Below are 24,213 nucleotides of genomic sequence, written 5' to 3' on the forward strand. Positions count from 1 at the left end.
GCCAGCAAGGCCGTAGCCGTGATCGGACCGATACCACGTACCGTCATCAGCCGTTTGGCTGTCGGGTCGGCGGCGGCACAGGCTTCCAGACGCCCGGTCAGCGCGGCGATACGCTCGCCCAGCCGTTGCCATTCCTTCAGCATCTCGTCGATCAGCTCGCGCAGCAGCGCCGGCAACGGCTGGCGGGCGTCTTCCAGCACCCGGGTGACACCTTGCTTCAAGCCCACATCCCCCTGCGCCAGGGCGATACCCTGCTCCAGCAGCAGCCCACGGATCTGATTACCCATGGCGGTGCGCCGCCGCACATAGCCCCGCCGGACACGGTGCCAGGCCTGCATCGCCAGTGCCGCGACGCTCTTCACCGGCACCGACGCAATACTGCTATCCCGGCCCGCCCGCAGAATGGCGTGGGCATCATTGCGATCATTCTTCGCTCCGCTCCGGTGCTCGGCCACCCGCTGGGCCGGCAGGATACGCACCGGGTTGCCCTGCGCCTGCAGCAGCCGGGCCCAGGCTTGTGCTCCAGGGCCGGTCTCCATCAGCACCGTCACGCCCTCCGGCAGCTTCTGCAGAAACACCTGAAACGCTTCACGCGACTTGATTCGCTGTTCGTACGCCAGTTGACCCTGGGCGTCTTCCCCCGCCACCTGGAAGACCTTTTTCGCCAGATCCACGGCGACTGTCGTGCACACCGATACATCGGTTGCAGACACCGGCTTATTCATCGTCGTATGCTTTTTCATGGACTCACCCTCACTGTCGGTGGCTTCTTAGACCGCCACCGTGGCGCCTCGACGCCTCGGTGAGGGTGAGTCCATCCAATTACAGTTCGCGGTGAGGCACGGCATTCCCCTGTAGGAGCGGATTCATCCGCGATTGCGCCGGCAGGGCCGGCGATGGGTATCGCTTCGCTCAACCCATCCTACGAAGAGCGCCTTGCCGCGCTCCATCAGAACGCCACCTTCACCCCCGCCTCGATGCCCCGACCCGCCGCCGGCACGCTGTCGCGCAGGATGGAGCTGGCGTAGCGCACCGTCTGGTTGGTCAGGTTCTCGCCCTTGACGAAGGCCAGCCACTGGCTGCCGCCCATGTCGAACCTGTAGCCGACGCTGGCGCCCAGGGTGGTGTAGCCGTCGGTGGAGAGTTCTTCGTCCGGCACGCGGTGCTGCGAGGCGGCGTGTTCCACTTCCAGGCGTGCCTGCCATTGCTGCAGTTCCCAGATCAGCGCGCTGTTCAGGCGCAGCGGGGCGATGCGCGGCAGCGGCTGGCCGGTGTCGCGGTTCTTCGCCCGGGTGTAGTCGCCGGACAGCTCCAGGTCGAAGTTGCCGTAGGGGCTTTCCAGCAGGTGGATGCGGTCCTGTGCCTCGACGCCGTAGAAGTCCGCGCGCACGCCGCTGTACAGGTATTCCGGCAGGGCCTCGTCGCTGTCGGCGGCGACCACCTCGCCTTCCTCGTCGCGGTAGCGGCCGCTGGCGAGCAGGCCGATGTAGTTGGAGAAGCGGCTGTAGAACACGCCGACGCTGCCCTTGTGGATGCCGTTGTCGAAGCGCAGGGCCAGGTCGGTGGAGACCGCCTTTTCCTTGTCCGCATCGGCGTCGCCCACCTCGTAGGTGCCGGTGGCCGCGTGGGGGCCGTTGGCATACAGCTCGTAGAAGGTCGGCGCGCGCTCGGTGTAGCTGAGGGTGGCGGCCAGCGCCCAGATCGGCGTCAGCTGGTACACCGCGCCGGAGGACAGGCTGCCGGCGGTGAAGCTGCGGCTGCCGTCGTTCTCGGCGAAGCGCTCGTTGTCCTTGGCGTCGGGGTCGATGCGGCTGTGTTCGACGCGGCCGCCGAAGCTCAGCGCCAGGCGCTCGGTGGCTTGCCAGTTCTCCAGGAAGAACAGCGCCGCGCTGTCGGTTTCGGTGTGCGGCACGAAGGCCTCTTCGCCCAGGGCCGAGAAGCGGCTGTTGGCCACCTGCGCGCCGACCACGCCCTGCAGCGGGCCCAGCGGCTTGTGGCGGGCCTCGATGCGCGCCTCGTAGCCGTCGTTCTTGAAGGTGGTGCCGGTCTCGCCGTCCTCGATCTCCTTGTGCTGGTACTCGGTGTAGGCGGCGTCCAGCTTCACCGAGCTGAACGGGCCTTCGAGGTCGCGGATTTCCGAGGCGAAGGCGTAGCGGTCCTGCTGCATCTTCAGGCGCACGTCCTCCTCGGCGGGGGAGCCGTAGTTGCCGTCATAGCCGCTGTAGGAGAGGCCGGCGTAGCCGTGGTCCCAGTGGTAGCTGCCGCCGATGGCGCCGCTGTCCTGGCGGCCGTCGCTGTTCTCGACGCGGTGCTTCGAATCGTCGCCATCGATCGCGCGCTGGGCCCTGGAATGGGCGTAGCCGGGGATGCGCAGGTCGTTGAACTCGCGGGAGCCGGCGTCCAGGTGCAGGGCGAAGTTGCCGTCGCCGGCTTCCAGCGCGCCGGCGGCGCTACGGGTGGTGTCGGCGCCGCCGTAGCGCAGCTCGCCGCGGCCGTGCACACCGTCCACCGGCTCGCTGGGGATGCGGTTGTCGAAGCTGTTGACCACCCCGCCGATGGCGTTGCCGCCGTAGAGCAGGGCGGCCGGGCCGCGGACCACTTCGATGCGCTCGACCACGTTGGGGTCTTCCGGCACCGCGTGGTCGTAGGACAGCGACGAGGCATCCAGCGCGCCCACGCCGTTGCGCAGCAGGCGGATGCGGTCGCCGTCCATGCCGCGGATGATCGGCCGGCTGGCGCCGGGGCCGAACCAGGTGGAGGACACCCCCGGCAGGCCGTCGAGGGTCTCGCCCAGGCTGCCTTTCTGGCGCAGCGTCAGGTCGTCGCCCTGCAGCACGCTGCTGGGCGCGGCGGGTTGCACCTCACCCAGCGGGTTGGCGGTGATCACCTGGGGCTGCAGCTCGGCAGGGCGGGTGTCGGCGAGCGCGGGAACGGCAAACAGCGCGAGGGTCAGCGGCGCGAGTGGCCAGCGGGGCAGGGGGCGGGACGTGGACATCGGGGGCTCCTTGGTTTTTTCGGGCAGAACGCGCCCCTCCCGTGGCGATCCGGGCTGTGCGAAGGCTCTAGGCAGGGGCTTGGCGGGCCGCTCGGTGGGGCGGCTTTAAGTTATGTTGTTATAACATAACATTCCCTGTGGTTTGAAAATCAAGTGCTTTCAGACCCGAAAGTGCTAGCCGCTGGCTGCACAGGGCGGGTGTCCTGGAGTTTTTCGCAACAAGTCCAGAGCTTTTCGCAAGAATGCCGGGGCAGGGTGCCACTAGATTCCGCCATTCGCCCATCCGGGTTGCACCTTGAGTGCAACCGTTCGGCGATTCGGTGCAACAAGGGCTTTTCCTTGCGCTAGAATCCGCCGCCCGCGCGTGTCCCCGGACGTGCGCCGGGCAATGTGGCGACGGCTGCCCCGGGACGGTGAGGGGGCGCCGAAGAATCAGCCGCCCGCGTGGTGCAACCGCGACGGGGGGCGACAGGGGTGGTAGCGGAGCTTGCGCAGGGCCGCTGCCGCCCCGCCGTGCCGAAGGGCACGGCAGGGGGACCGGCGCCAACCGCGCCGGCCCCGACGAGCAAGGGCCCGGGCTACCCTCCGGGCCTGGATAAAAACAAGCTTCAGGGGAGCCCCCATGAGCGTCAACACGCCAACACTGGTCACGTTCGTGATCTACATCGCGGCTATGGTCCTGATCGGATTCGCCGCCTACCGTTCCACCAACAACTTCTCCGACTACATCCTCGGCGGCCGCAGCCTCGGCAGCTTCGTCACGGCCCTGTCGGCCGGCGCCTCGGACATGAGCGGCTGGTTGCTGATGGGCCTGCCGGGGGCGATCTACCTCTCCGGCATCTCCGAAAGCTGGATCGCCATTGGCCTGATCGTCGGCGCCTACCTGAACTGGCTGTTCGTCGCCGGGCGCCTGCGCGTGCACACCGAGCACAACGGCAACGCGCTGACGCTCCCCGACTACTTCACCAACCGCTTCGAGGACAACAGCCGCATCCTGCGCGTGCTCTCGGCCGTGGTGATCCTGGTGTTCTTCACCATCTACTGCGCCTCGGGCATCGTCGCCGGCGCCCGCCTGTTCGAAAGCACCTTCGGCATGTCCTACGAGACCGCCCTGTGGGCCGGCGCCGCCGCGACCATCGCCTACACTTTCGTCGGCGGCTTCCTGGCGGTGAGCTGGACCGACACCGTGCAGGCCTCGCTGATGATCTTCGCGCTGATCCTCACCCCGATCATCGTGCTGTTCGCCACCGGTGGCGTGGAGCCGACCTTCGCCGCCATCGAGCTGAAGGACGCGGCCAACTTCGACATGCTCAAGGGCGCCTCCTTCATCGGCGTGATCTCGCTGATGGCCTGGGGCCTGGGCTACTTCGGCCAGCCGCACATCCTGGCGCGCTTCATGGCCGCCGACTCGGTCAAGTCGATCCCGGCCGCGCGCCGCATCTCCATGACCTGGATGATCCTCTGCCTGGGCGGCGCCGTGGCCGTGGGCTTCTTCGGCATCGCCTACTTCCAGGCCAACCCGGAGCAGGCCGGCGCGGTCACCGAGAACCATGAGCGCATCTTCATCGAGCTGGCGAAGATCCTGTTCAATCCGTGGATCGCCGGCGTGCTGCTGTCGGCCATCCTCGCCGCGGTGATGAGCACCCTGAGCTGCCAGCTGCTGGTGTGCTCCTCGGCGCTGACCGAAGACTTCTACAAGGCCTTCCTGCGCAAGAACGCCAGCCAGCTGGAGCTGGTCTGGGTCGGCCGCGCCATGGTGCTGCTGGTGGCGCTGATCGCCATCGCCCTGGCGGCCAACCCGGAAAACCGCGTGCTGGGCCTGGTGTCCTACGCCTGGGCCGGCTTCGGCGCCGCCTTCGGCCCGCTGGTGCTGTTCTCGGTGCTGTGGAAGCGCATGAACCGCAACGGCGCCCTGGCCGGCATGCTGGTCGGCGCGGTGACCGTGATCGTCTGGAAGCAGTTCGGCTGGCTCGGCCTGTACGAGATCATCCCCGGCTTCCTGTTCGCCAGCGTCGCCATCGTGGTCTTCAGCCTGCTCGGCCCGGCCCCGTCCAGGGCCATGCAGCAGCGCTTCGACGAAGCCGAGGCGGAGTACGGCGAGGCCCACCTGCCGGCCTCGGCTCCCGCCGCCGGCCGCTGATCCGCTGAGCGGTAGCCAAGGCCGCGGTCCCGCAAGGGGCCGCGGCCTTTTTCATTTGTGCCCGTTGCGCAGTGCCTCGGCATAGCGCCAGCAGGCGAACAGGCACAGCGCCAGGCCGGCCATGGCCAGGGCGCCGCCGACGTTGCCGATCTGCGCCAGGCCGATGCCGCCGACCACCTGGCTGCCGAGCAGCGCGCCGCCGCCGATGCCGACGTTGTACAGCCCGGAGAACATGGCCATGGCCACGTCGGTGGCGTCGTGGGCCAGTTGCAGCACCTTGGCCTGCAGGGCCAGGCCGAAGCACAGGATGGCGGCGCCCCAGAACAGGCTCAGGCCGAGCAGCGCCAGGGGCTCGTGGGCCAGTGGCAGGAGCAGCAGCAGGCAGCTGCCGAGCACGGCGATGGTCAGGCACGGGAAGCCGCGCGGGAAGCGCTCGCTGTAGCGGCTGAAGAGGATCGAGCCGAACAGCCCGGCGCCGCCGAACAGCAGGAGCAGCAGGGTGGTGCGCTGGCTGTCCAGGGCGGCCACCTCGCGGGCGAAGGGCTCGATGTAGCTGTAGGCGGTGAACTGCGCGGTGATCACCAGCACGGTGAGCACGTACAGCGACACCAGCGCCGGGCGCCGCAGCAACAGCGGCAGGCTGCGCAGCGAGCCGGAATTCTGGCTGGGCAGCAGCGGCAGCGCGCGGGCCAGCCAGAGCACCACCACCAGCGAGACGCCGGCGATGGCCAGGAAGGTCGCGCGCCAGCCCATGGCCTCGCCGAGCACGCGGCCCAGGGGAATGCCCAGGACCATCGCCAGGATGGTCCCGGTGGCCAGCAGGCCGAGGGCCTTCGCCTGCTGGCCCGGCGGCGCCACGCGCACCGCCAGGGATGCGGTGATCGACCAGAACACCGCATGGGCGAAGGCGATGCCGAAGCGGCTGAGCATCAGCGTGGTGAAGCTCCAGGCGACGCCGGAAAGCAGGTGGCTGCCGATGAACAGGCAGAAGATCGCCACCAGCAGGCGCCGCCGCTCCATGTTGCGCGTGGCCAGCATCAGCGGCAGCGAGGTGAGCGACACCACCCAGGCGTACAGGGTGAGCATCAGCCCGGCCTGTTCCGGGCGCATGTCGAAGCTGCGGCCGATGTCGCTGAGCAGGCCCACCGGGACGAACTCGGTGGTGTTGAAGATGAAGGCGGCGATGGCCAGGGCGATGACGTTCAGCCAGCTGCCGGTGCGGGTGTCTTGCGCGGTGTGCATGGGAATCCTGAGTGAGGGTGGGGCTCAGGCCGAGTCCCCCGGCCACGCGCGGGGCCCCGGCGGCGAAGGGCCGGGTGCTGGCGGGCGAAGAGGAATCGTTGTTGGTATGGGGGGCTGCGGCAGTCGCGGCGGCCATTCTACGCCGCGCGCCGGGCACCTGTCTGCGCCTGGGCTGCGCGCCTGGCGCCTTGCTGCTAAGGTGCGCGCACTTACGCACCGACGACGAAGCCCGACCATGAGCGAGAAACCCAAGGACCCGCTGCACGGCATGACCCTGCAGACCATCCTCGAACGCCTGCTGGAGCAGTACGGCTGGGAGGGGTTGGCCAAGCGCATCGACATCCGTTGCTTCAAGAGCGAGCCCAGCATCAAGTCCAGCCTGACCTTCCTGCGCCGCACGCCCTGGGCGCGGGAGCAGGTGGAGAAGCTCTACGTGCAGATGGTGCGTGGGAAAGGTTGAGCGGATGGCCCGGCCCCCGGCGACCTGTAGGCGCGGGCCCTGCCCGCGAAATCGCGCGCAGGGCGCGCTCCTACAGGGGAATGGCGTGGCGTAAGCGGATCTCATCCGCGAATCGCGCCGGGGTGTCCGGCTATCGCGGACAAGGTCCGCTCCTACGGGGGATACCGTGCCTCCCGCGGGCCTTGCCCGCGATTCGCGCGCAGGGCGCGCTCCTACAGGGGAATGGCGCGGGTGGGGCGGCGTAGGCGCGGATCTCATCCGCGAATCGCGCCGGGGCGTCCGGCTATCGCGGACAAGGTCCGCTCCTACGGGGGGGATACCGTGCCTCCCGCGGGCCCTGCCCGCGATTTCGCGCGCAGGGCGCGCTCCTACAGGGGAATGGCGCGGGTGGGGCGGCGTAGGAGCGGATCTCATCCGCGAATCGCGCCGGGGTGTCCGGCTATCGCGGACAAGGTCCGCTCCTACGGGGGGCGGATACCGTGCCTCCCGGCGACCTGTAGGAGCGGGCCCTGCCCGCGATTTCGCGCGCAGGGCGCGCTCCTACATTGGAATGGTGTGGGTGGGGCGGCGTAGGCGGATCTCATCCGCGAATCGCGCCGGGACGTCCGGCTATCGCGGACAAGGTCCGCTCCTACGGGGGGATACCGTGCCTCCCGCGGGCCTTGCCCGCGATTCGCGCGCAGGGCGCGCTCCTGCAGGGGAATGGCGTGGCGTAGGAGCGGATCTCATCCGCGAATCGCGCCGATACCTCCCGGCTATCGCGGACCATACCGGTGCACATGGCTTCTCGTAGGAGCGAGCACTTCGGCGTCACCTCAATTGGGCTTCGCCTGCGCCGGCAGCCAGAACTCGATGACCCCGGGCGAGGCCTGCAGGCTGGCGGCCAGCGGCAGGGCCACGGCCTTGTCGCTGAACTTCTGCGCCAGCCAGCGGGCGCATTCGCCGTCGCGGCGGGCGTGGTAGATGAAGGTCGGCCGCGGCCAGGGCAGGGGCGGCGGCGAGCCGCGGCGGGCGGCGGCGCTGACCACGTTCTCGATGCCCGGGGTGCTGATCCCGCTGCCTTCCAGCAGCTTGAGGAAGTCCCGCGCCGTGCGTTGCTCGTCGGCCGAGTAGATCTGCGTGTAGAGCACCACCGGCCGCCTGCCTTCGCGCATGCAGGGGTTGGCCACCGGCTCTGCTTCGGGCGCAGGCGCGGCGCTGGCCGTGACGGCGGGCGGTGGCACCATCTCGGCGCTGACAGGCGGTGATGCCGGCGCCGCGGCTGGCGGTGGCGGTGGCGGAGGCGGGGCGCTGGCCAGCGCCGGGTTGTCTTCCGGCAGCGGGGTGAAGCCGAACCAGTATTGCTGCACCGGGCTGTTGGGGTGCGGGTCGCTGGTGAGCTGGCGCAGGTAGTTGCAGTCGGCCGACTCGGTGCCATTGGCGCAGGCCGCGCTGGCGCGCTCGAACAGGGTGCGCATGTCGCTGGCGAACTCCACCGACAGGCCGTTGCGGCTGGCGAAGTTCTCCAGGTGGCCGATGCGCGTGCGCAGGGCGTCGCTGACCTTGTTGCCCTTGGCGTAGAGGTCGGCGATGGCCTCCAGCTGGCTGGCGTACTTCGACTCGCTGTCGGCGATGTTGCCGCGGTACTGCTCCAGGCCCTGCCAGAGTGCCACCACCAGGCTGGCGGAAAGGCCCACGCCGAGGGTGGTGCGCACGTTCTGGGCTATGCGCTGGCGGCGGTTCGGGCCGTTGGCCGGGGCCGGCTGGCCGACTGCGGTGAGGGTGACGATGCTGGCCAGGTCGGCCCAGCCCGGCAGGCGCTGGAGGAAGTCGCGGCTGAGCACCGAGCCCAGCGCCAGACCCAGCTGGTGGTAGGCCTCCCACTGGCTTTCGTCGAAGAACTGGTCGTCGGTGCCCTGCTGCGGGAAGGCCGGGTTGCGGTCGGCGTAGCCCACCAGGTCGAAGGGCAGTTCCAGCTGCGGCGAATCGCAGCGGTGCGGCTTGACCACCAGCAGGGTGCCGCGCCTGTGGCTGGCGTAGGTGATGCGCGCCAGCAGCAGGTATTCGCGGCCGCAATCCGGCGAGATGGACTCCGGGGTGCCGAACAGCAGGGTGCGCGCGTCGCCGGCGGAGACCCGCGCCAGGCTGGCCGGGTCGATGAATTCGATGTCGGCGTCGTAGTCGATCTTGGCCTTGCGCACCAGGTTCTCCAGGTCCTCGAACAGGTAGCGCGGGTCGGCGCCGCAGTCGCTGGCGACGATCAGGTCGACCTCGCGCTTGAGCAGGGCGTAGACGCCGCTGTTGTCGAAGTGGCCGCCGTCGGACAGGTACCAGAAGGGCGCGCGCAGGCCGGGGAACTGGGCGAGCATCTCGGCGCGGGTGGCCAGGTACTTGGCCAGGCGCGCGCGCCAGCCGGTCTCGGCGGCGCGCGTCGGGTTGGGCAGCCAGAAGCCCAGGCGCAGGCCGGTCATGAACACCAGCGCGGCCAGCCCGGCGCTGGTGCGCGAGCCCATGCCGGTGCTCAGCGCGGCGCCGGAGATAGTCGCCCATTGCGCCAGGCTGCTGCGCTCCATGCCCTGGGGCGGCCGCGGGCCGTGGGTGCCGGTCTCCACGCCCAGGGCGCTGACGGTCAGGGCCACGCCCTTGCGGTCGGCGTTGTAGCTGTGGGTGCGGTCGTCGAGGGTCTGGTTGATGCAGCAGTTGATCAGGTGCAGCGGCCCGCCGTAGGCGTGCGGCTGGTAGTCGGCCAGGGCCACGTCGTCGCCGGGCAGTATCTCCCGCAGCGACTCGATGCCCTCGATCAGTTGGCGCTCGGCCGGCACCAGCAGCGAGGCCGGAAAGCGCGCCTCGGGGCCGCCGTGGTTGGCCACCGCGACGTAGGTGCGGGCCAGGCGCGAGCGGTAGAAGTAGTGCAGCGAGGCGAGGTTCAGCTGGGTGAGGTTGGCGCCGCTGATACCGATGTAGAAGCCCAGCGCGGCCAGCACCAGGGCCCAGTACAGCAGCGGCAGCCAGGGCTGCATGGCGGCGCCGGGGCTGAGCAGGTTGCCGCCCAGGTAGAGGAAGGCCTGCAGCAGCGTCAGCCAGGCCAGCAGCAGGAACGCCAGCAGGGCCAGGCCCAGCAGGTTGGCCAGCTGGCTGCCGTAGGCGCTGGGCAGGCCCTGCTGGCGCAGGCGCTCCAGCAGCGTCGGCAGCAGGGCGCGCAGCAGCACCACGGCAAGGCCCGTGGAGCCCAGCACGCTGGAGGAAATGAGGGTGAAGTTGCCGCTCTCGCGCAGGCGCACGACCAAGTGCCAGGTGACCGCCTCACAGACGCCCAGCAGCAACACCCCGGCGCCGCCCAGCAGCACCCAGCCCAGCCAGTGGGTCAAGCGCAGGCGCTGCTGTTCCGGCGGGCAGGCGCGCAGCGGCAGGCGCAGCAGCCAGCCCAGCGGGGCGATCAGCAGGGCGCCGACCAGAACGGCGTAGGCCAGCAGCCGCGGACCCAGCTCGATGTCGCTCTGCAACTGCGGCCACAGGCCCTGCACCGCCAGGGCCAGCGCGGCGAGCAGGGCCAGCAGCACCGAGAGCAGGTCGCGCAGGGCGTGGTCCTGGCGGTCGCGGCTGAACCAGTAGGCCCAGCACAGCGCGCCGGCGGCCAGCAATAACAGCGGCACGACGAGGAACCACAGCGACCAGAGGTTGCCGAGGAACACCGGCGGCGTGCCCAGCAGCGCCAGCAACACGTGGGGCAGCACCGTGAGCATGCCGATGCACAGCAGCAGGATGCCGATCTCCAGCTGGGTGGCCATGAAGCCACGGAGCATCGAGGCGCCGGCCATCAGCAGGTCGCGGCCGCCGGCCGGGGCCAGGTAGCGGCCGTTGTTGCGCAGCCACCAGAGCAGCAGCGAGTCGTCCGCCGCCAGGCCGTTCTCCACCTCGCGGGCGCCCTGGGCGGGGCCGTACAGGCGGCCGAGCATGGCGCCGACGTAGCCGCCGCCGGACACCGTGGACAGGTAGTCGAAGCGTTTGAGCACGTGGTTCTTCGCCAGCGCCCGCAGCAGGCCGAAGTTGAAGGTGGCGCTGCGCACGCCGCCGCCGGAGAGGGCCAGGCCCCAGCTGAAGTCGCTCGGCACGTCGATGCCGGCCTGGGCGCGGCGCTGGCGCAGCAGCGCCTGTTCCTGGTCCCTGAGGTTCCCATGGCGGCGCGGCATAGCGGTGCCCTCCGGCTCCGGACCCGCGCGGCAAGGGGCGCCGCGCCAGGTCATGCTGACGGCCGGCCGGACCTCCCGGCGCCGAACCCTTGGCGCCGTGCTTCCCTGGCCTTTCCCGGGTTCAGGCCGCGGCGGCGCGCGGCCTCATAGCCAGCTCACCCGCAGGGTGTCCTGGGGCGCGTGGCACTCGGTGCCCGGCTCCAGGTAGTGCTGCAGCATCGGCGCCATGCCCTTGAGCACCTGCACCGGCAGCGCCGAGGTGAACTTGAAGTTGCTCGATGCGCTGCCGGCCACGTAGGCGGTGAGGGTGCCGAAGTGCCGCGGGCCGAGGTAGAACACGAAGGTCGCGGTGCGGTTCAGCGAGCGCGAGCTTTTCACCGCCCCGCCGCGGGTGAAGCTTTCGATGCGGTTGTCGCCGGTGCCGGTCTTGCCGCCCATCACCAGCGGGCTGCCGTCGTCGCGGCGGAAGCTGCCGGACAGGCGCCGCGCGGTGCCCTGGTCGACCACCTGGGACAGCGAGTCGCGCAGGGTGCTGGCCACCTCCGAGGTCATCACCCGGGTGCCGACGTTGGCCTGCGGCGCCAGGCTCACCTCGTAGGGCGTGCCGGCGGCGAAGTGCAGGCTGTCGATGCGCAGGGTGGGCAGGCGGATGCCGTCGTTGAGGATGATGCCCATCAGCTCGGCCAGCGCCGCCGGGCGGTCGCCGGAGCTGCCCAGGGCGGTGGCCAGCGAGGGCACCAGGTGGTCGAAGGGGTAGCCCAGCTGCTTCCACTGCTGGTGGATGTCGAGGAAGGCCTCCACCTCCAGCATGATGCGGATGCGCTTGTCGCGGGCGGCCTTGTAGCGTGACTTGTACAGCCAGCCGTAGACCTGCTTGCGCTCGGCGTTGCTGGCGGCCACCGCGTCGGCGAAGCTGGCTTGCGGCTGGCGCTGCAGGTAGCCGAGCAGCCACAGCTCCAGCGGGTGCACGCGGGCCACGTAGCCCTGGTCGTTGAGGTCGAAGGCGCCGGGGCCGTAGCGCTTGTAGAGGTCGGCGATGCGCTTGTCGGTGAGCTTCTCGCCGGTGTAGTGGCTCTGCTTCAGGCGGTCCTGGAGGAAGGCGGCGAAGGTCGCCTGGTCGGCCTGGGGCTGCAGGTAGCGGTGGATCGCCGCCAGGCGCACCGGCCACGGGCGCAGGCCGTCGAGGAAGGTGTCCAGGCGCTCGTCGGCGTTCTGCCCGCGGTACTTCTGCCAGAAGCGCAGCAGGTAGACGCGGCTCTCCTGGTCGACGAAGCGGTCCAGGTACAGCTGGCGGCGCGGGTCCTTGTCGTCCTGCAGCACGGTCAGCTTGTTGCCGTCCTTCTGGTACATGTCGTGGCGCACCAGGTCGCGCAGCAGGCGCACGAAGGGCAGGTTGATGGATTCGCGCAGCGCTTCGAGCAGGGTGGGGATGCGCCCGTTGTCTTCCTTGCGGAAGTTGGAGAAGGTGTGCACGCCGCCGCCGGTGAAGAAGCTCTCGTAGGGGCTGGCCGAGTACTTGCGCTGCATGGCCGCGGCGAGCATGGCCGAGAGGTCGGCGTTGGGGTTGGCGATCAGGTAGTCGATGGACCAGCGGCTGATGAAGTCCAGCGGCTCCACCGGCACCTTGCGCAGCTCGGCGGCGGGCTTGCCGTTGTAGGCGCGGTACTGGTCGGCGATGCGCTCCAGGTAGTTGGACAGCACCCGCAGCTTGGCGGTGGAACCCAGCTCCAGCTTGCTGCCCTCGTTGATGTCGAAGGGCTGGTCGGTGCTGTCGGTCTGCACGCGCACGCGGTTGCCGTCGGCGGTGCGCTCGAACAGCACGAAGCTGTAGCGCACGTCGGCGGTCTTGTCCTTGGACAGCAGGTGCTCGCCGAACAGGCCGATCTGCGAGGCGAAGTCCGGATCGGCCAGTTGCTTGAGGTAGGCGCTGACCTTGTTCTGCAACTCGTCCTGCAGGGTGGTGCTGAAGCTCAGGTCGAGGCGGTCCAGGTCATACAGCGGCACGTTGAGCATCCCCGCCAGGCGGGTGCGGGCCAGGCTCACGCCCTTGTTCGGCTCCAGCGGCTGCACCGTCGGCTGGTTCTGCGGGTCGCGGAACTCCAGGCGCTGGGCCAGGGCGGCATCGCGCAGCGGCGCCTCGATCACCCCGGCCTGGGCCAGCAGGCGCAGGTAGCTGTCGGTCAGCTCGCCCAGCGGCTTGCGCCCGCGCGCCAGGTAATAGGACGGGCGGCGGTGGGCGATCATCAGCGACACCACCTGGCGCAGCGCCCGGCCCTGGGCCTCGAGCTCGGCGCCCTGGCCGACGGGGGCGGAGAGCAGGCGGTTGACCTGCTGGTAGTCGGCGCCGTACCAGATCCACAGACCGTCGGGCAGGCCGCTGACCTCGCCGTAGCCCGGCTGCGCCGAGAGCGGCACCGAGTTGAGGTAGGTGAGCACCACGTTGCGCCGCGCCGGCAGGTTCTCGGCGCCGCCCTGGTAGGCGCGCACGCTGGCCGAGGCCATCTGCCGCAGCTTGTCGCGGATGGAATTGGTGCGCCCGTCCACCGAGTGGCGGTACTTCTCGATCTGCGTGGCCAGGGTGCTGCCGCCGGGGGCGTGGTTGCCCATGCCGACCAGGCGCCCGGCCTGGGCCACGGCGGCCTGGGTGAAGCGGCTCCAGTCGATGGCCGGGTTGAGGTAGGGGCGGCTGGCGTCGAGCAGGTCGCGGTTCTCGATGTACAGCAGGCTCTGCACGATCAGCGGGGCGATGGCGTCGTAGCTGGCGTAGAGCCGCTGCGGGTAGCGGAAGTTGTAGATCGGCAGGCCGCGGCAGTCGCTGATGTCGACGCCGGCCTGGGCCTTCTCGGCGTAGGGCGGGAACATGCCGTAGCCGGCGTATTGCAGCAGGGCAGGGGAGAAGCGCGCCTGGTCGAGGGTGACGAAGTCGCGGTCGTGCAGGCGCTGCAGGAAGTCCGGCAGTTGCAGGTAGCCCAGGCGGCGGTCGAAGGGGCCGTCCTTCGGGTAGACCACCTGGTCGCTGGAACCGGCGCCGACCTGCCAGGTCAGCTCGCCGGCCAGGCGCGCCAGCTCGCGGGCCTGCAGCTTGGAGGTATGCGCCTCGTAGAGCAGCGCCGCGCCCATCGCCGCCAGCAGTGGCAGGACGAACAGGAACAGCAGCAGGAAGCGGTGGTGGCTGGGTTTTTTCGGGGAAAAGCCAGGCTCCGGCACGCCCGGTTGAGAATGCAGTTGACCGGTATGCTCCGTATGCGCCATATCACGACCTGCCCATGCTTGCGAAAGCCTGAGTAAGCGGTCTCCGCCGACGTGACGACCGGCACCCATCCCGGTGCCGCGAAAGCCCCCGTGCCAGCGGCCTCCCCTTTCTTTGAGCGTAGTAGGCGGGGAAAATTCTGCTGAATGTCGTGCCTTCGTCCGGCCCAAGCCGCGACAATGCCCGACGAGTGACCTGGAAAACGACCCGATGCGCCTGTTCCTGCTGTTCCTGCCGTTGATCGCCAGCCTGAGCGCCCATGCCGCGCCCATGCCGTTCTACCTGTGGCAGAGCCGCGTGGACGGCCACCTGACCTGCAGCCAGACCTCGCCGGGGGAGGGCTGGACGCGGCTGTCCGGGCCGTTCGGCGATGCGGGGTGCCGGCAGCCGTTGAAGAGCGGGCCCTCGACCAAGGGGCTGGCGGTGCCGAAGGGGTTGTGAGGGGCGGGCTTTTCTTTTGTAGGAGCGAGGGGGACGCCTAGTTCTTGCTCGCGAATGGAGTTTCCCGATAGCTGCGGTGCAGGTCCCGAAGAGCGCCCTCTCCCTAACCCTCTCCCTGAAGGGAGAGGGGACCGTTGGGCAGAAACGGGGGCTCTGGAGTTAGCCGGCAGCACCGAAAGTTTCCGGCTGGAACCACCCCTTTCTCTCGGCACGGACTAGCCCCCTCTCCCTTCAGGGCGGGGCGCGCAGCCGAGGGCTGGGGAGAGGGTACGGAGTCCATCGAAAGCACCGTAGCCACCAGCAGAACACCCTTCGCGAGCAAGCTCGCTCCTACGAAAAGCCGTTGCCTAGAATTAAAGGCGCCATTCCCCACAGCGGACCCCCACCATGCCCGACAACCCCACCCGCATCCGCCACAGCTGGGACAGCAACGCCAGCGCCTGGACCCGCGTGGTGCGCGAGCAACGCATCGACAGCCGCCGCCTGGCCACCGACGAGGCCATCGTCCGCGCCGTGCTGGAAGATTCGCCGCATCGTGTGCTGGACATCGGCTGCGGCGAAGGCTGGCTGTGCCGGGTGCTGGAGGCCCGGGGTTGCGAAGTGGTGGGCATCGACGCCTCGCCAGCGCTGATCAAGGCCGCGCGCCAGGCCGGCGAAGGGCAGTACGAGGTGCTGAGCCAGGCCGAGCTGGTGGGCGAGGCCGGGGCGCACCTGGGGCGGTTCGACGCGCTGGTGTGCAACTTCGCCCTGTTCGACGAGGACCTCGCGCCCCTGCTGCGCGGCCTGCAGCAGCGCCTGGCGCCGGGCGGGCGGCTGCTGATCCAGACCCTGCACCCCTGGAGCGCCTGCGGCGACGAGCCCTACGAGGACGGCTGGCGCCTGGAGACCTTCAGCGCCTTCGGCGACGAGTTCCGCGAGCCCATGCCCTGGTACTTCCGCACCTTCGAATCCTGGCTGGCCCTGCTGCACGCCAGCGGCTGGCGTCTGCTGGCGCTGCGCGAGCCGCGGCGGCCGGATACCGGCGTGGCCTGCTCGCTGCTGCTGGTGGCCGCGCCGGCCGGGTAAGCCTTTGGTCTCGTTCGCACCATAAGGGGGCAGACGCCCCGGCAATCTTGTGCAACACTCCGCGGCGACCTCAGTGGTTCACTCCCGCAATGCCCACGTCCGCTCCACAAGGGCGGGCAGCCTCTTCCGGTGTGCAGTCCCGGAAGGCCCCAGACGAATCCTCCCCGTGCCCACCGGCGCGGTGGCGGCGCTTTTTCCGTCGCGGGCCTTCCTCATCCCGATTGCGCTTCGAGTCGCCGCTGATATACCCAACAACAAAATCGAGGTTGCACCATCATGTCGTCCCACGATCTCCAACGGGATCTCAACGAGCGGCACATCCGTCTCATGGCCCTCGGCGCCTGCATCGGCGTCGGCCTGTTCCTCGGCTCCGCCAAGGCCATCCAGATGGCCGGCCCGGCCATCATGCTCTCCTACATCATCGGCGGCCTGGCCATCCTGGTCATCATGCGCGCCCTCGGCGAAATGGCCGTGCACAACCCCGTGGCCGGCTCCTTCGCCCGCTACGCCCAGGACTATCTCGGCCCGCTGGCCGGCTACCTGACCGGCTGGAACTATTGGTTCCTGTGGCTGGTGACCTGCGTCGCCGAGATCACCGCGGTGGCCATCTACATGGGCATCTGGTTCCCCGAGGTGCCGCGCTGGATCTGGGCCCTGGCGGCCCTGGCGAGCATGGGCACCATCAACCTGATCGCGGTGCGCGCCTTCGGCGAGTTCGAGTTCTGGTTCGCCCTGATCAAGGTCGTCACCATCCTCGCGCTGATCCTGGTGGGCGGCGGCATGATCGTCTTCGGCCTGGGCAACGGCGGCGTGGCTACCGGCATTTCCAACCTGTGGAGCAACGGCGGCTTCATGCCCCATGGCATCACCGGCGTGCTGATGTCGCTGCAGATGGTGATGTTCGCCTACCTGGGCGTGGAGATGATCGGCCTCACCGCCGGCGAGGCGAAGAACCCGCAGAAGACCATCCCGGGTGCGATCAACTCGGTGTTCTGGCGCATCCTGCTGTTCTACGTCGGCGCGCTGTTCGTGATCATGTCGATCTACCCGTGGAGCGAGATCGGCACCCAGGGCAGCCCCTTCGTGATGACCTTCGAGCGCCTGGGCATCAAGACCGCCGCCGGCATCATCAACTTCGTGGTGATCACCGCCGCGCTGTCTTCCTGCAACGGCGGCATCTTCAGCACCGGGCGCATGCTCTACAGCCTGGCCCAGCACGGCCAGGCGCCGGCGGTCTTCGCCAAGACCTCCAAGGGCGGCGTGCCGCGCAATGCGCTGATCCTGTCCATAGTCGCGCTGCTGTTCGGCGTGCTGCTGAACTACCTGGTGCCGGAGAAGGTGTTCACCTGGGTGACCTCCATCGCCACCTTCGGCGCCATCTGGACCTGGGCCATGATCCTGCTGGCGCAGCTGAAGTTCCGCCGCGGCCTGAGCCCGGCCGAGGCCGGCAAGCTGCAGTTCAAGATGTGGCTGTACCCGCTGAGCTCCTACCTGGCCATGGCCTTCCTGGTGCTGGTGGTGGCGCTGATGGCGTTCTTCGAGGACACCCGCATCGCCCTCTACATCGGCCCGGCCTTCCTGGTCCTGCTGGTGGTGCTGTACCGCGTGTTCGACCTGGCGCCGAAAGGCGAGCGGGGCGCGGTCGCCAGCGGCGCGTGAGCCTGATGGCGAAATGACAAAGGGCCTCTTCGGAGGCCCTTTTCTTTTGTGTGGCGAATCGCGGACGGAGAGGAAACTCCATGCCTCACGACAACTGTAGGAGCGGGCCCTGCCCGCGAAATCGCGCGCAGGGCGCGCTCCTACATGGGAATGGCGCGGGTGGGGCAGCGTAGGAGCGGATCTTATCCGCGAATCGCGCCGGAACCTCCGGCTATCGCGGATAAGATCCGCTCCTACGAAAAGCCGTATCCGCCAACAACGGCGGCATCGGGCAGTCGAGGATGTCGGCCACCGCGCGCAGCAGTTCCGCCTCGGCCACGCTGATGCGCCCGTCGTATTCGCCGCAGCGGACCATGGCCTTGAGCAGCTGCGGTTTCTGCAATGGGCGCAGTTGCGCCAGGCGCCGCAGCGCCGCTTCCAGGTCGCGCAGGGTGCCGGCCTGCGGCGGCTGCCGCATGGCGAAGGGCAGGGTGGCCCAGGCCTGGGCGAAGGCCTGTTCGGCATGGGCCGCTTCGGCTCCGTCGACGCCGGCGAGGAAGGCCAGCAGGACCGCCGCCTCGTCGCCCAGTTCGGCCAGCGGCAGGTTGCCGATGCGCGCCGGGGCCGGGCGCAGGTTGCGTTCGACGATGCGCAGCAGCGTCCACTCCAGCAGCTTCACCCGGCGGTCAGCCTTGATCAGCAGCGCCATGTTACCCAGCAGGCTCGTCACCTGGGTGGCGTCCAGCTGCTTAAGCGCCGGCATGGCCAGGTCCAGCAGAGGCAGGCGCTGGCCCGGATCGAGGGCGTGCAGGTGCTCCTCCAGGCGGTCGAACTGGAAGGCCACGCCCAGCTCCAGGCGCGGCTTGAGCAGTTGCAATTGCTGGGCGCGGGCCAGCGCTTCGGCGTCCAGCAACAGGCCGTAGACCAAGGCCTGCGCGCCATCGACCTTGTGCGCCGCCGTCCGCAGGCTTTCATCCAGCCGCTGCAGGGTGTGCCGCGCTTCCGCCAGGTGCGCCCCGGCCGGCTCGCCGATGGCCTCGACCGACGCCAATGCAGCGCCCGAGGGGTAGCCGCGCAGGGCGGCGTTCCAGGTCTCGCGGTCCACCAGCGGGGTGTCCAGGCGCGGCTCCAGCTTCGAGTAGAGGCCGTCCCAGCCCGGCTCGATGCGGCGGATGCGCGCCTCCAGCGGCGGGTGGGTGGCCAGGCCGAACCAGTGGTTGGCCAGGCCGTCGCTGAAGTACAGGTGGCTGAACTCGGCGCGGTGCAGGGCGCCGAGCAGCGAGCCGTAGCCGCCGACCTTCTTCAGCGCCCCGGCGATGCTGGCCGGGTTGCGGGTGAACTGCACGGCGGAGGCGTCGGCGAGATATTCGCGCTGGCGGTTCACCGCGGCCTTGATCAGGCTGCCGAAGAAGGTCCCGACCGAGCCCAGCCCCCACAGGCACAGGCCGGCGACGAAGGCCAGCGCGATGAAGCCCAGGGCCGAGCCGGAGCCGCTGTCATTGCCGGCGTTGCTGCGCTGCATGCGGATGCGCGCCACGTCGTCGGCGCGGTGGCTGTCCCACAGGCCGCGGACCATGGTCTCGCCGATCAGGCCCAGCAGCAGGATGCCGTGCAGCAGCGCCACCAGGCGGGTGTTCAGGCGCATGTCGCCGTGGTGGATGTGGCTGAACTCGTGGGCGATCACCCCCTGCAGCTCGTCGCGGCTGAGCAGGGCGATGGTCCCGCGGGTGACGCCGATGACCGCGTCGCGCGGCGTCAGGCCGGCGGCGAAGGCGTTGATGCCGCTGTCCTCCAGCAGGTACACCGGCGGCACCGGGGTGCCCGAGGCGATGGCCATTTCCTCGACCACGTTGAGCACCCGGCGCTCATCGGCGTCGCGGGCGTCCAGGTTGATCAGCCGGCCGCCCAGGCGCTCGGCCACGGCGCGGCCGCCCAGGCGCAGCTGGCGGTGCTTGTACCAGGCGCCGACCACCACCACGCCGACCACCACCAGCGCCACCCACAGGTAGAGTTCGAGGTCGGGCAGGCGCTGCGGCGAGGTCCAGTGGCTGGCGGGCTCGCCGATGTGGCGCCAGAGCCAGCCCAGGACCAGGCTGGTGAGCGTCACCAGGCAGGCCACCGCCGCGGCCAGGAGCAGGATCAGCCGGCCGGTCTGGCGGCGGGCGCGGTCCTGGTGCTGGAAGAAGTTCATCGCGCGCACCGCCCGTCAGAAGGCGATCTTGGGTGCGTCCTGGATCTGTTTGCTGTCGGCGAACTCCAGCTGCGCGACCTCGGCCTTGTGACCGAAATTCGCCGCCAGCACCACGGCGGGGAACGACTGGCGGTAGGCGTTGTACTCCATCACCGCGTCGTTGTAGGCCTGGCGGGCGAAGGCGACCTTATTCTCGGTGCTCGACAGCTCCTCGGTGAGCTGCTGCAGGTTCTGCGAGGCCTTGAGGTCCGGGTAGGCCTCCATGGTCACGTTGAGCCGCCCCAGCGCGCCGCCCAGGGCGCCCTCGGCGCTGGCCAGCTGGGCCAGGCCGGCGGCGGCGCCGGGTTGGCTGGCGGCGGCCTTGAGCCCGGCCACCGCGGCATTGCGCGCGGCGATCACCGCCTCCAGGGTTTCCCGTTCGTGCTTGAGGTAGGCCTTGGCGGTTTCCACCAGGTTGGGGATCAGGTCGTAGCGCCGTTTGAGCTGCACCTCGATCTGCGCGAAGGCGTTGCGGTAGCGGGCGCGCAGGTTCACCAGGCGGTTGTAGATGGCGATGACGCCGAAGAACAGCACGGCGAGGACGAGCAGGGTGACCAGGGAGGAAACCGACATGGGAGGTCCTTTTCGGGTGTCGGGAAAGGTCCGCCGATGATAGCGGAAAGCTTCCACGGCGGAAGGAAAGGCATCACGGGCTGTGCCCGGAAGCGGAAGCATGCTGTAAAGGGCTGCCCTTGACGCCCCGTCGCACCAATGGTCAGATGCGGGCCGTTCCAGGTGCCTCACGCCGCCGTGCGTGAGGTGAAACGGGAAGCCGGTGCGTCGCCCTTGGCGATCAGTCCGGCGCTGCCCCCGCAACGGTAAGCGAGCGGGGCATCCACGAGGCCACTGTGCTCAGGCATGGGAAGGCGGATGCTCCAGAACCCTCGCAAGCCCGGAGACCGGCCTGGAGCGTTGTTGGCAAACCCGCGGTGGGCGGGCGTGAGCCGGATTCCGGACGCGCTCGCGCCGGGACTCGCTGCGCCGCCTGCGAAATTCCCGTTTCGAGGCGATCACCTTGCAATTCCCCCTTTCCCAACCCCTGTCCCGGCGCGCCCTGTGGCTGGCGGGCCTGTGCCTGAGCCCCTGCCTGAACGCCGAGCCCCTGGGCCTGCGCGATGAAATCGTCAGCGCCCCTTCGGTGGAGTCCACCACCGTCGCCGAGATGGCCCGCTACGGCAGCAAGCTCGAAGTCATCGAGCGCGAGCAGATCGAGCGCGCCGGCCCCAGCGCCGACATCACCCGCGTGCTGCAGATGTACGTGCCGGGCCTGTTCGTGGCGCCGAAGAACGGCCCCTTCGACTACGGCACCTACTCGCTGCTGGGCGGGCGCAACGACGACACCCTGATCCTGCTCGACGGCGTGCGCCTGAACAACCGCCTGTACGGCGGCCTCTACCTGGACACCCTGCCGACCACCGCGGTGGAGCGCATCGAGGTGCTCAAGGGCGGCCAGGGCCTGCTGTTCGGCACCCAGGCGGTGTCCGGGGTGATCAACATCGTCACCCGCAGCGCGCGCAGCCGCGAGGCTTCCGGCGAGGTCAACCTGGGCCTGGACAGCTTCCGCGGGCGCAACGGCGATGCGCGGGTGGAGAAGGTGCTGGAGAACGGCCTGGGCGACCTCGGCCTGCTGGCCTACGTCAGCCACAACCGCTCCGACGGCTACAAGCCGTTCCGCGAACAGGACATGACCGCCACCGTCAGCGACAAGCGCCGCTCCTACGACGTCAACGTGTTCGGCGCCAAGGCCATCCAGGCTTTCGGCGACAGCTCGCGCCTGGAGCTGTTCTACCAGTACGCCGACGCCGACCTGGACTTCGCCCGCCCGGCGGACAACCACCACACCAGCAACGACCGCATCCAGCAGATCGCCACGGCGACCTTCGAGCAGCGCCTGAACGACGACTTCAGCTGGTTCGCCAAGGCCCACCTGAACGACTGGGACACCCGCTACACGCGCATCTACAACCTCGCCGGCGGCGGCACCCGCACGCTCAACCACAACGACTACTGGGGCTTTACCGACTGGGGCGCGCAGCTGGAGGGCAAGGCGCGCCTGGCCGGCGGCCACGAGCTGGTCTTCGGCAGCGACAACCAGTGGTACAAGGGCCAGGACGACGTGCTGATCATCGACAACGACAAGGCCGAGTCCCACGCCCTGTACGCGCAGTTGCGCCCGCAGCTGGACCTGCTGCCGAACTGGCACCCCAGCCTGGGAGTGCGCCGCGAGGAAATGAGCGGTGGCGAGGGCGCCACCGTGTGGATGCTCACCTCGCTCTACGACCTCAGCGACCAGCTCAAGCTGCGCGGCCAGCTGGGCACCGCCTTCAAGTTGCCCAACGCCGAGCAGCTGTTCGTCAACGAGCCGGGCAGCGAGATCGGCAACCGTGACCTCAAGCCCGAGCGCAGCCGCAACGCCGAGCTCGGCCTGGACTACAGCGGCGCGCTGTTCGGCCAGCCCTGGAGCGGCAGCGTCACCCTGTTCCGCCGCGAGATCAAGGACCTCATCACCCTGGCCGGCGACCAGTGGGTGAACGGCGACGGCGAGATCGAGGTGCGCGGCATCGAGGCCAACGGCCAGTGGCGGCTGGGCGAGCACTGGCAGCTGGACGCCGACGCCACCCGCAACCTGGTGGACACCCGCGAGGGCGTGACCGTGAACAACATCCCGCACTTCTTCGCCCGCACCCGCCTGGGCTACGACCAGGCCCCGTGGGGCTTCGGCATGGCGCTGCGCTACGTCGGCTCCATCGTCAGCCCCCAGAGCGACGACTACGGCCACTACAGGGTGCTCGACGGCGACGCCTACCGCTACCTCGACGGCGCCCGCCGCCACCGCCTGAGCCTGCTGCTGGAGAACCTGCTGGACCGCGACTACGCCACCAGCCGCACCACCAACGGCATCCGCCAGGTGGACAACCTCGGCCGCCCGCGCACCGCCGAGCTGCGCTACACCTTCAGCTTCTGAGGTGGCCATGGACCAGGCGCTGCTGATCGTCGGCCCCCTCGCGGGCGCCCAGGGTGAGGCCTTGCGCGCCGAGCTGGCGGCAACCCACCGTGCCGTGACGCTGGTGGATACCAGCGACGGCTTCGATGCCCTGTGGCCGGCCATCCGCGCGCAACTGCGAGCGGGCAGGGCGCTGCTGCTGGTGGACCTGGAGCCGGCCAGCGATGGCGCCTACCTCGACTGGCTGCGTGGCGAGGTGGCGCAGCTGGCCGGCGACTTTCCCCAGGCGCCGTGCCCGCGGGTGACCGCCTCGGCCCTCGGCCGCCGTGGCCTGGACGCCCGGCTGGTCGGCGCGGCCATCGACGACGGCCGCCAGCAGTTGGAATGTCGCGCCGTCGGCCCGGTGCCGGAACAACCGGACTGGTCGGCGCCGCCGCCGCACAAGCGCCAGGTGTTCCTCTGCACCGGCCCGCGCTGCGTGCGCCGCGGCGCTTTGCCGTTGTGGAAGTCGCTGCGCCGCGAACTGGCCAGGCGCGAGCTGATCGAAACCGCCGAAGGCGTGCTGCTGACCCGCACTGGCTGCCAGTTCCCCTGCAACCGCGGGCCGCTGCTGACCGTCTACCCGGACCGCTGCTGGTACGGCGTGCATGACGAGGCCCAGGTGCTGCGCGTGGTGGAGCAGCACCTGGCGGGCGGCGAGCCGGTGGCCGAACTGCTGATCGAGGGGGCGCCATGAAAGGCTTCGCCCTGCTGCTGGGGCTGTTGGTGGCGGCGTCGGCCCTGGCCGCCGAGGACTACCGCAACTGCGGCGAGACCTGGCACCTGGCCAAGGCGCCCGAGCGCATCCTCGCGCTCAACCAGCACGCCGCCGACCTGCTGCTGGAACTGGGCGCCGGGGCGCGGCTGGCGGGCGTGGCCTATCTGGACGACCCGGGGCCGCAGTTGCAGGGCGACCGCTACCGCGGCGTGCCCGTGGTGTCGGCGCGCTATCCGTCCACCGAACTGCTCTATGCGTTGCGCCCGGACCTGGTGGTGGGCGGCTTCGCCACGGCCTTCTACCCCGGGCGCGGGCGCGCCGAACTGGCCGCCGCCGGGATCGCCAGCTACCTGCTGGAGGCGGCCTGTGCTCAGCGCACGGGAAATGGCTTCGGCAACGTGCGCGACGACCTGCGCACCCTGGGCCGGCTGCTTGGCGTCGAGGCGCGCGCCCAGGCGCTGATCGACGCCCAGCAGGCCGACCTGCGCGCGGCGGCCGCCAGGGCTGACGGCCGCGCGCCGCTGCGGGTGTTCTACCTCGACAGCAGCGACGCCGGCCTGGCCAGCCAGGGCGGGCGCGGCTTCGTCAGCGAGCTGCTGCGCGCCGCCGGGGCGCGCAACCTGTTCGAGGCGGTGGCGCTGCGCGGCTACCCGGCCAGCCCCGAAACGCTGCTCGCGGGCGACCCGGACGTGATCCTGCTGGCCGATGCGCGCTGGTCGCCGGCGGCGGAGAAGGTCCGCTACCTGCGCGCGCACCCGCTGCTCTCGCGGCTGCGCGCGGTGCGCGAAGGGCGTTTCGTGACGTTGCCGTTCAGCCAGTTGGTGCCGGGCGTGGAAAGCGGCCGCGCGGCGCGGTCGCTGGCCGAGGCCCTGTATCCCTGAG

15 protein-coding genes and 1 riboswitch are annotated in these 24,213 nt (G+C 69.8%); of the genes, 8 read left to right on the forward strand and 7 right to left on the reverse strand.

The genetic code is table 11. The features are described 5' to 3' along the window. Together QSJ95_RS16840 and QSJ95_RS16845 are read right to left on the reverse strand one after the other, a co-directional pair. On the reverse strand, positions 1-725 hold a 725-nt coding region (locus QSJ95_RS16840; RefSeq protein WP_285644163.1), incomplete at its 3' end, for an IS110 family RNA-guided transposase. 224 nt (positions 726-949) lie between these two features. Further along, positions 950-2,995, reverse strand: a complete 2,046-nt coding sequence (locus tag QSJ95_RS16845; protein ID WP_285643935.1) for a TonB-dependent receptor — start codon at positions 2,993-2,995, stop codon at positions 950-952. Between the two features lie 622 nt (positions 2,996-3,617). Here QSJ95_RS16845 and putP point away from each other — a divergent pair. Next, positions 3,618-5,135 carry a sodium/proline symporter PutP gene (gene putP / locus QSJ95_RS16850; protein ID WP_009618943.1) on the forward strand — a complete coding sequence of 506 codons (1,518 nt, stop codon included), beginning with the start codon at positions 3,618-3,620 and terminating at the stop codon, positions 5,133-5,135. Positions 5,136-5,186: 51 nt separating this feature from the next. Here putP and QSJ95_RS16855 read toward each other — a convergent pair whose 3' ends face one another. Continuing rightward, a complete protein-coding gene (locus QSJ95_RS16855; RefSeq protein ID WP_285643940.1) occupies positions 5,187-6,377 on the reverse strand; it encodes a sugar transporter in 1,191 nt (396 codons plus the stop codon). Between the two features lie 235 nt (positions 6,378-6,612). On the opposite strand from QSJ95_RS16855, the gene QSJ95_RS16860 reads away from it, so the two are divergent. After that, complete coding sequence (locus QSJ95_RS16860) at positions 6,613-6,837, forward strand: VF530 family protein (RefSeq protein WP_043315070.1); 225 nt, start codon at positions 6,613-6,615, stop codon at positions 6,835-6,837. Positions 6,838-7,652: 815 nt separating this feature from the next. Here the strand turns inward: QSJ95_RS16860 and QSJ95_RS16865 are convergent. Together QSJ95_RS16865 and QSJ95_RS16870 are read right to left on the reverse strand one after the other, a co-directional pair. After that, complete coding sequence (locus QSJ95_RS16865) at positions 7,653-11,006, reverse strand: patatin-like phospholipase family protein (RefSeq protein WP_285643942.1); 3,354 nt, start codon at positions 11,004-11,006, stop codon at positions 7,653-7,655. 144 nt (positions 11,007-11,150) lie between these two features. Beyond that, complete coding sequence (locus QSJ95_RS16870; protein ID WP_285644165.1) at positions 11,151-14,162, reverse strand: transglycosylase domain-containing protein; 3,012 nt, start codon at positions 14,160-14,162, stop codon at positions 11,151-11,153. A gap of 304 nt (positions 14,163-14,466) precedes the next feature. On the opposite strand from QSJ95_RS16870, the gene QSJ95_RS16875 reads away from it, so the two are divergent. The 3 genes from QSJ95_RS16875 to QSJ95_RS16885 all read left to right on the forward strand — a co-directional run bounded on the left by QSJ95_RS16875 (position 14,467) and on the right by QSJ95_RS16885 (position 17,421). Then, on the forward strand, positions 14,467-14,697 hold the full coding sequence (locus QSJ95_RS16875) for a hypothetical protein (RefSeq protein WP_009618948.1): 231 nt from the start codon (positions 14,467-14,469) through the stop codon (positions 14,695-14,697). Positions 14,698-15,084: 387 nt separating this feature from the next. Then, a complete protein-coding gene (locus QSJ95_RS16880; protein ID WP_285643946.1) occupies positions 15,085-15,762 on the forward strand; it encodes a class I SAM-dependent methyltransferase in 678 nt (225 codons plus the stop codon). A gap of 276 nt (positions 15,763-16,038) precedes the next feature. Beyond that, the gene (locus QSJ95_RS16885) at positions 16,039-17,421 is read left to right on the forward strand and encodes an amino acid permease (protein WP_141766023.1); all 1,383 of its coding nucleotides are present in this window, start codon (positions 16,039-16,041) and stop codon (positions 17,419-17,421) included. A 211-nt stretch (positions 17,422-17,632) separates the two neighbouring features. On the opposite strand, the gene QSJ95_RS16890 is transcribed toward QSJ95_RS16885, so the two are convergent. Together QSJ95_RS16890 and QSJ95_RS16895 are read right to left on the reverse strand one after the other, a co-directional pair. After that, entirely contained in the window at positions 17,633-19,591 is a 1,959-nt protein-coding gene (locus QSJ95_RS16890; protein WP_285643950.1) for a M48 family metallopeptidase, read from the reverse strand. 15 nt (positions 19,592-19,606) lie between these two features. Next, positions 19,607-20,203: a LemA family protein gene (locus tag QSJ95_RS16895; protein ID WP_009618955.1), complete on the reverse strand. Its 597-nt coding sequence runs from the start codon at positions 20,201-20,203 to the stop codon at positions 19,607-19,609. 143 nt (positions 20,204-20,346) lie between these two features. Further along, a riboswitch (cobalamin riboswitch) is annotated at positions 20,347-20,552 on the forward strand. A gap of 93 nt (positions 20,553-20,645) precedes the next feature. Between QSJ95_RS16895 and QSJ95_RS16900 the strand changes: the two genes are divergently transcribed. The 3 genes from QSJ95_RS16900 to QSJ95_RS16910 are packed head-to-tail and all read left to right on the forward strand — an operon-like array spanning position 20,646 to position 24,212. Then, positions 20,646-22,595 (forward strand): TonB-dependent receptor plug domain-containing protein, encoded by a 1,950-nt coding sequence (locus QSJ95_RS16900; RefSeq protein WP_502945279.1) that lies wholly within the window; start codon positions 20,646-20,648, stop codon positions 22,593-22,595. Positions 22,596-22,602: 7 nt separating this feature from the next. Then, positions 22,603-23,310 carry a (2Fe-2S) ferredoxin domain-containing protein gene (locus QSJ95_RS16905; protein WP_058070112.1) on the forward strand — a complete coding sequence of 236 codons (708 nt, stop codon included), beginning with the start codon at positions 22,603-22,605 and terminating at the stop codon, positions 23,308-23,310. Then, positions 23,307-24,212, forward strand: a complete 906-nt coding sequence (locus QSJ95_RS16910) for an ABC transporter substrate-binding protein (RefSeq protein ID WP_285643954.1) — start codon at positions 23,307-23,309, stop codon at positions 24,210-24,212. The genes QSJ95_RS16905 and QSJ95_RS16910 overlap by 4 nt, the downstream gene beginning before the upstream one ends. The last annotated feature ends 1 nt before the right edge of the window (position 24,213 follow it).

This window comes from Pseudomonas sp. NBRC 100443 (assembly GCF_030268185.1).
Taxonomy (GTDB): Bacteria; Pseudomonadota; Gammaproteobacteria; order Pseudomonadales; family Pseudomonadaceae; genus Pseudomonas; species Pseudomonas citronellolis.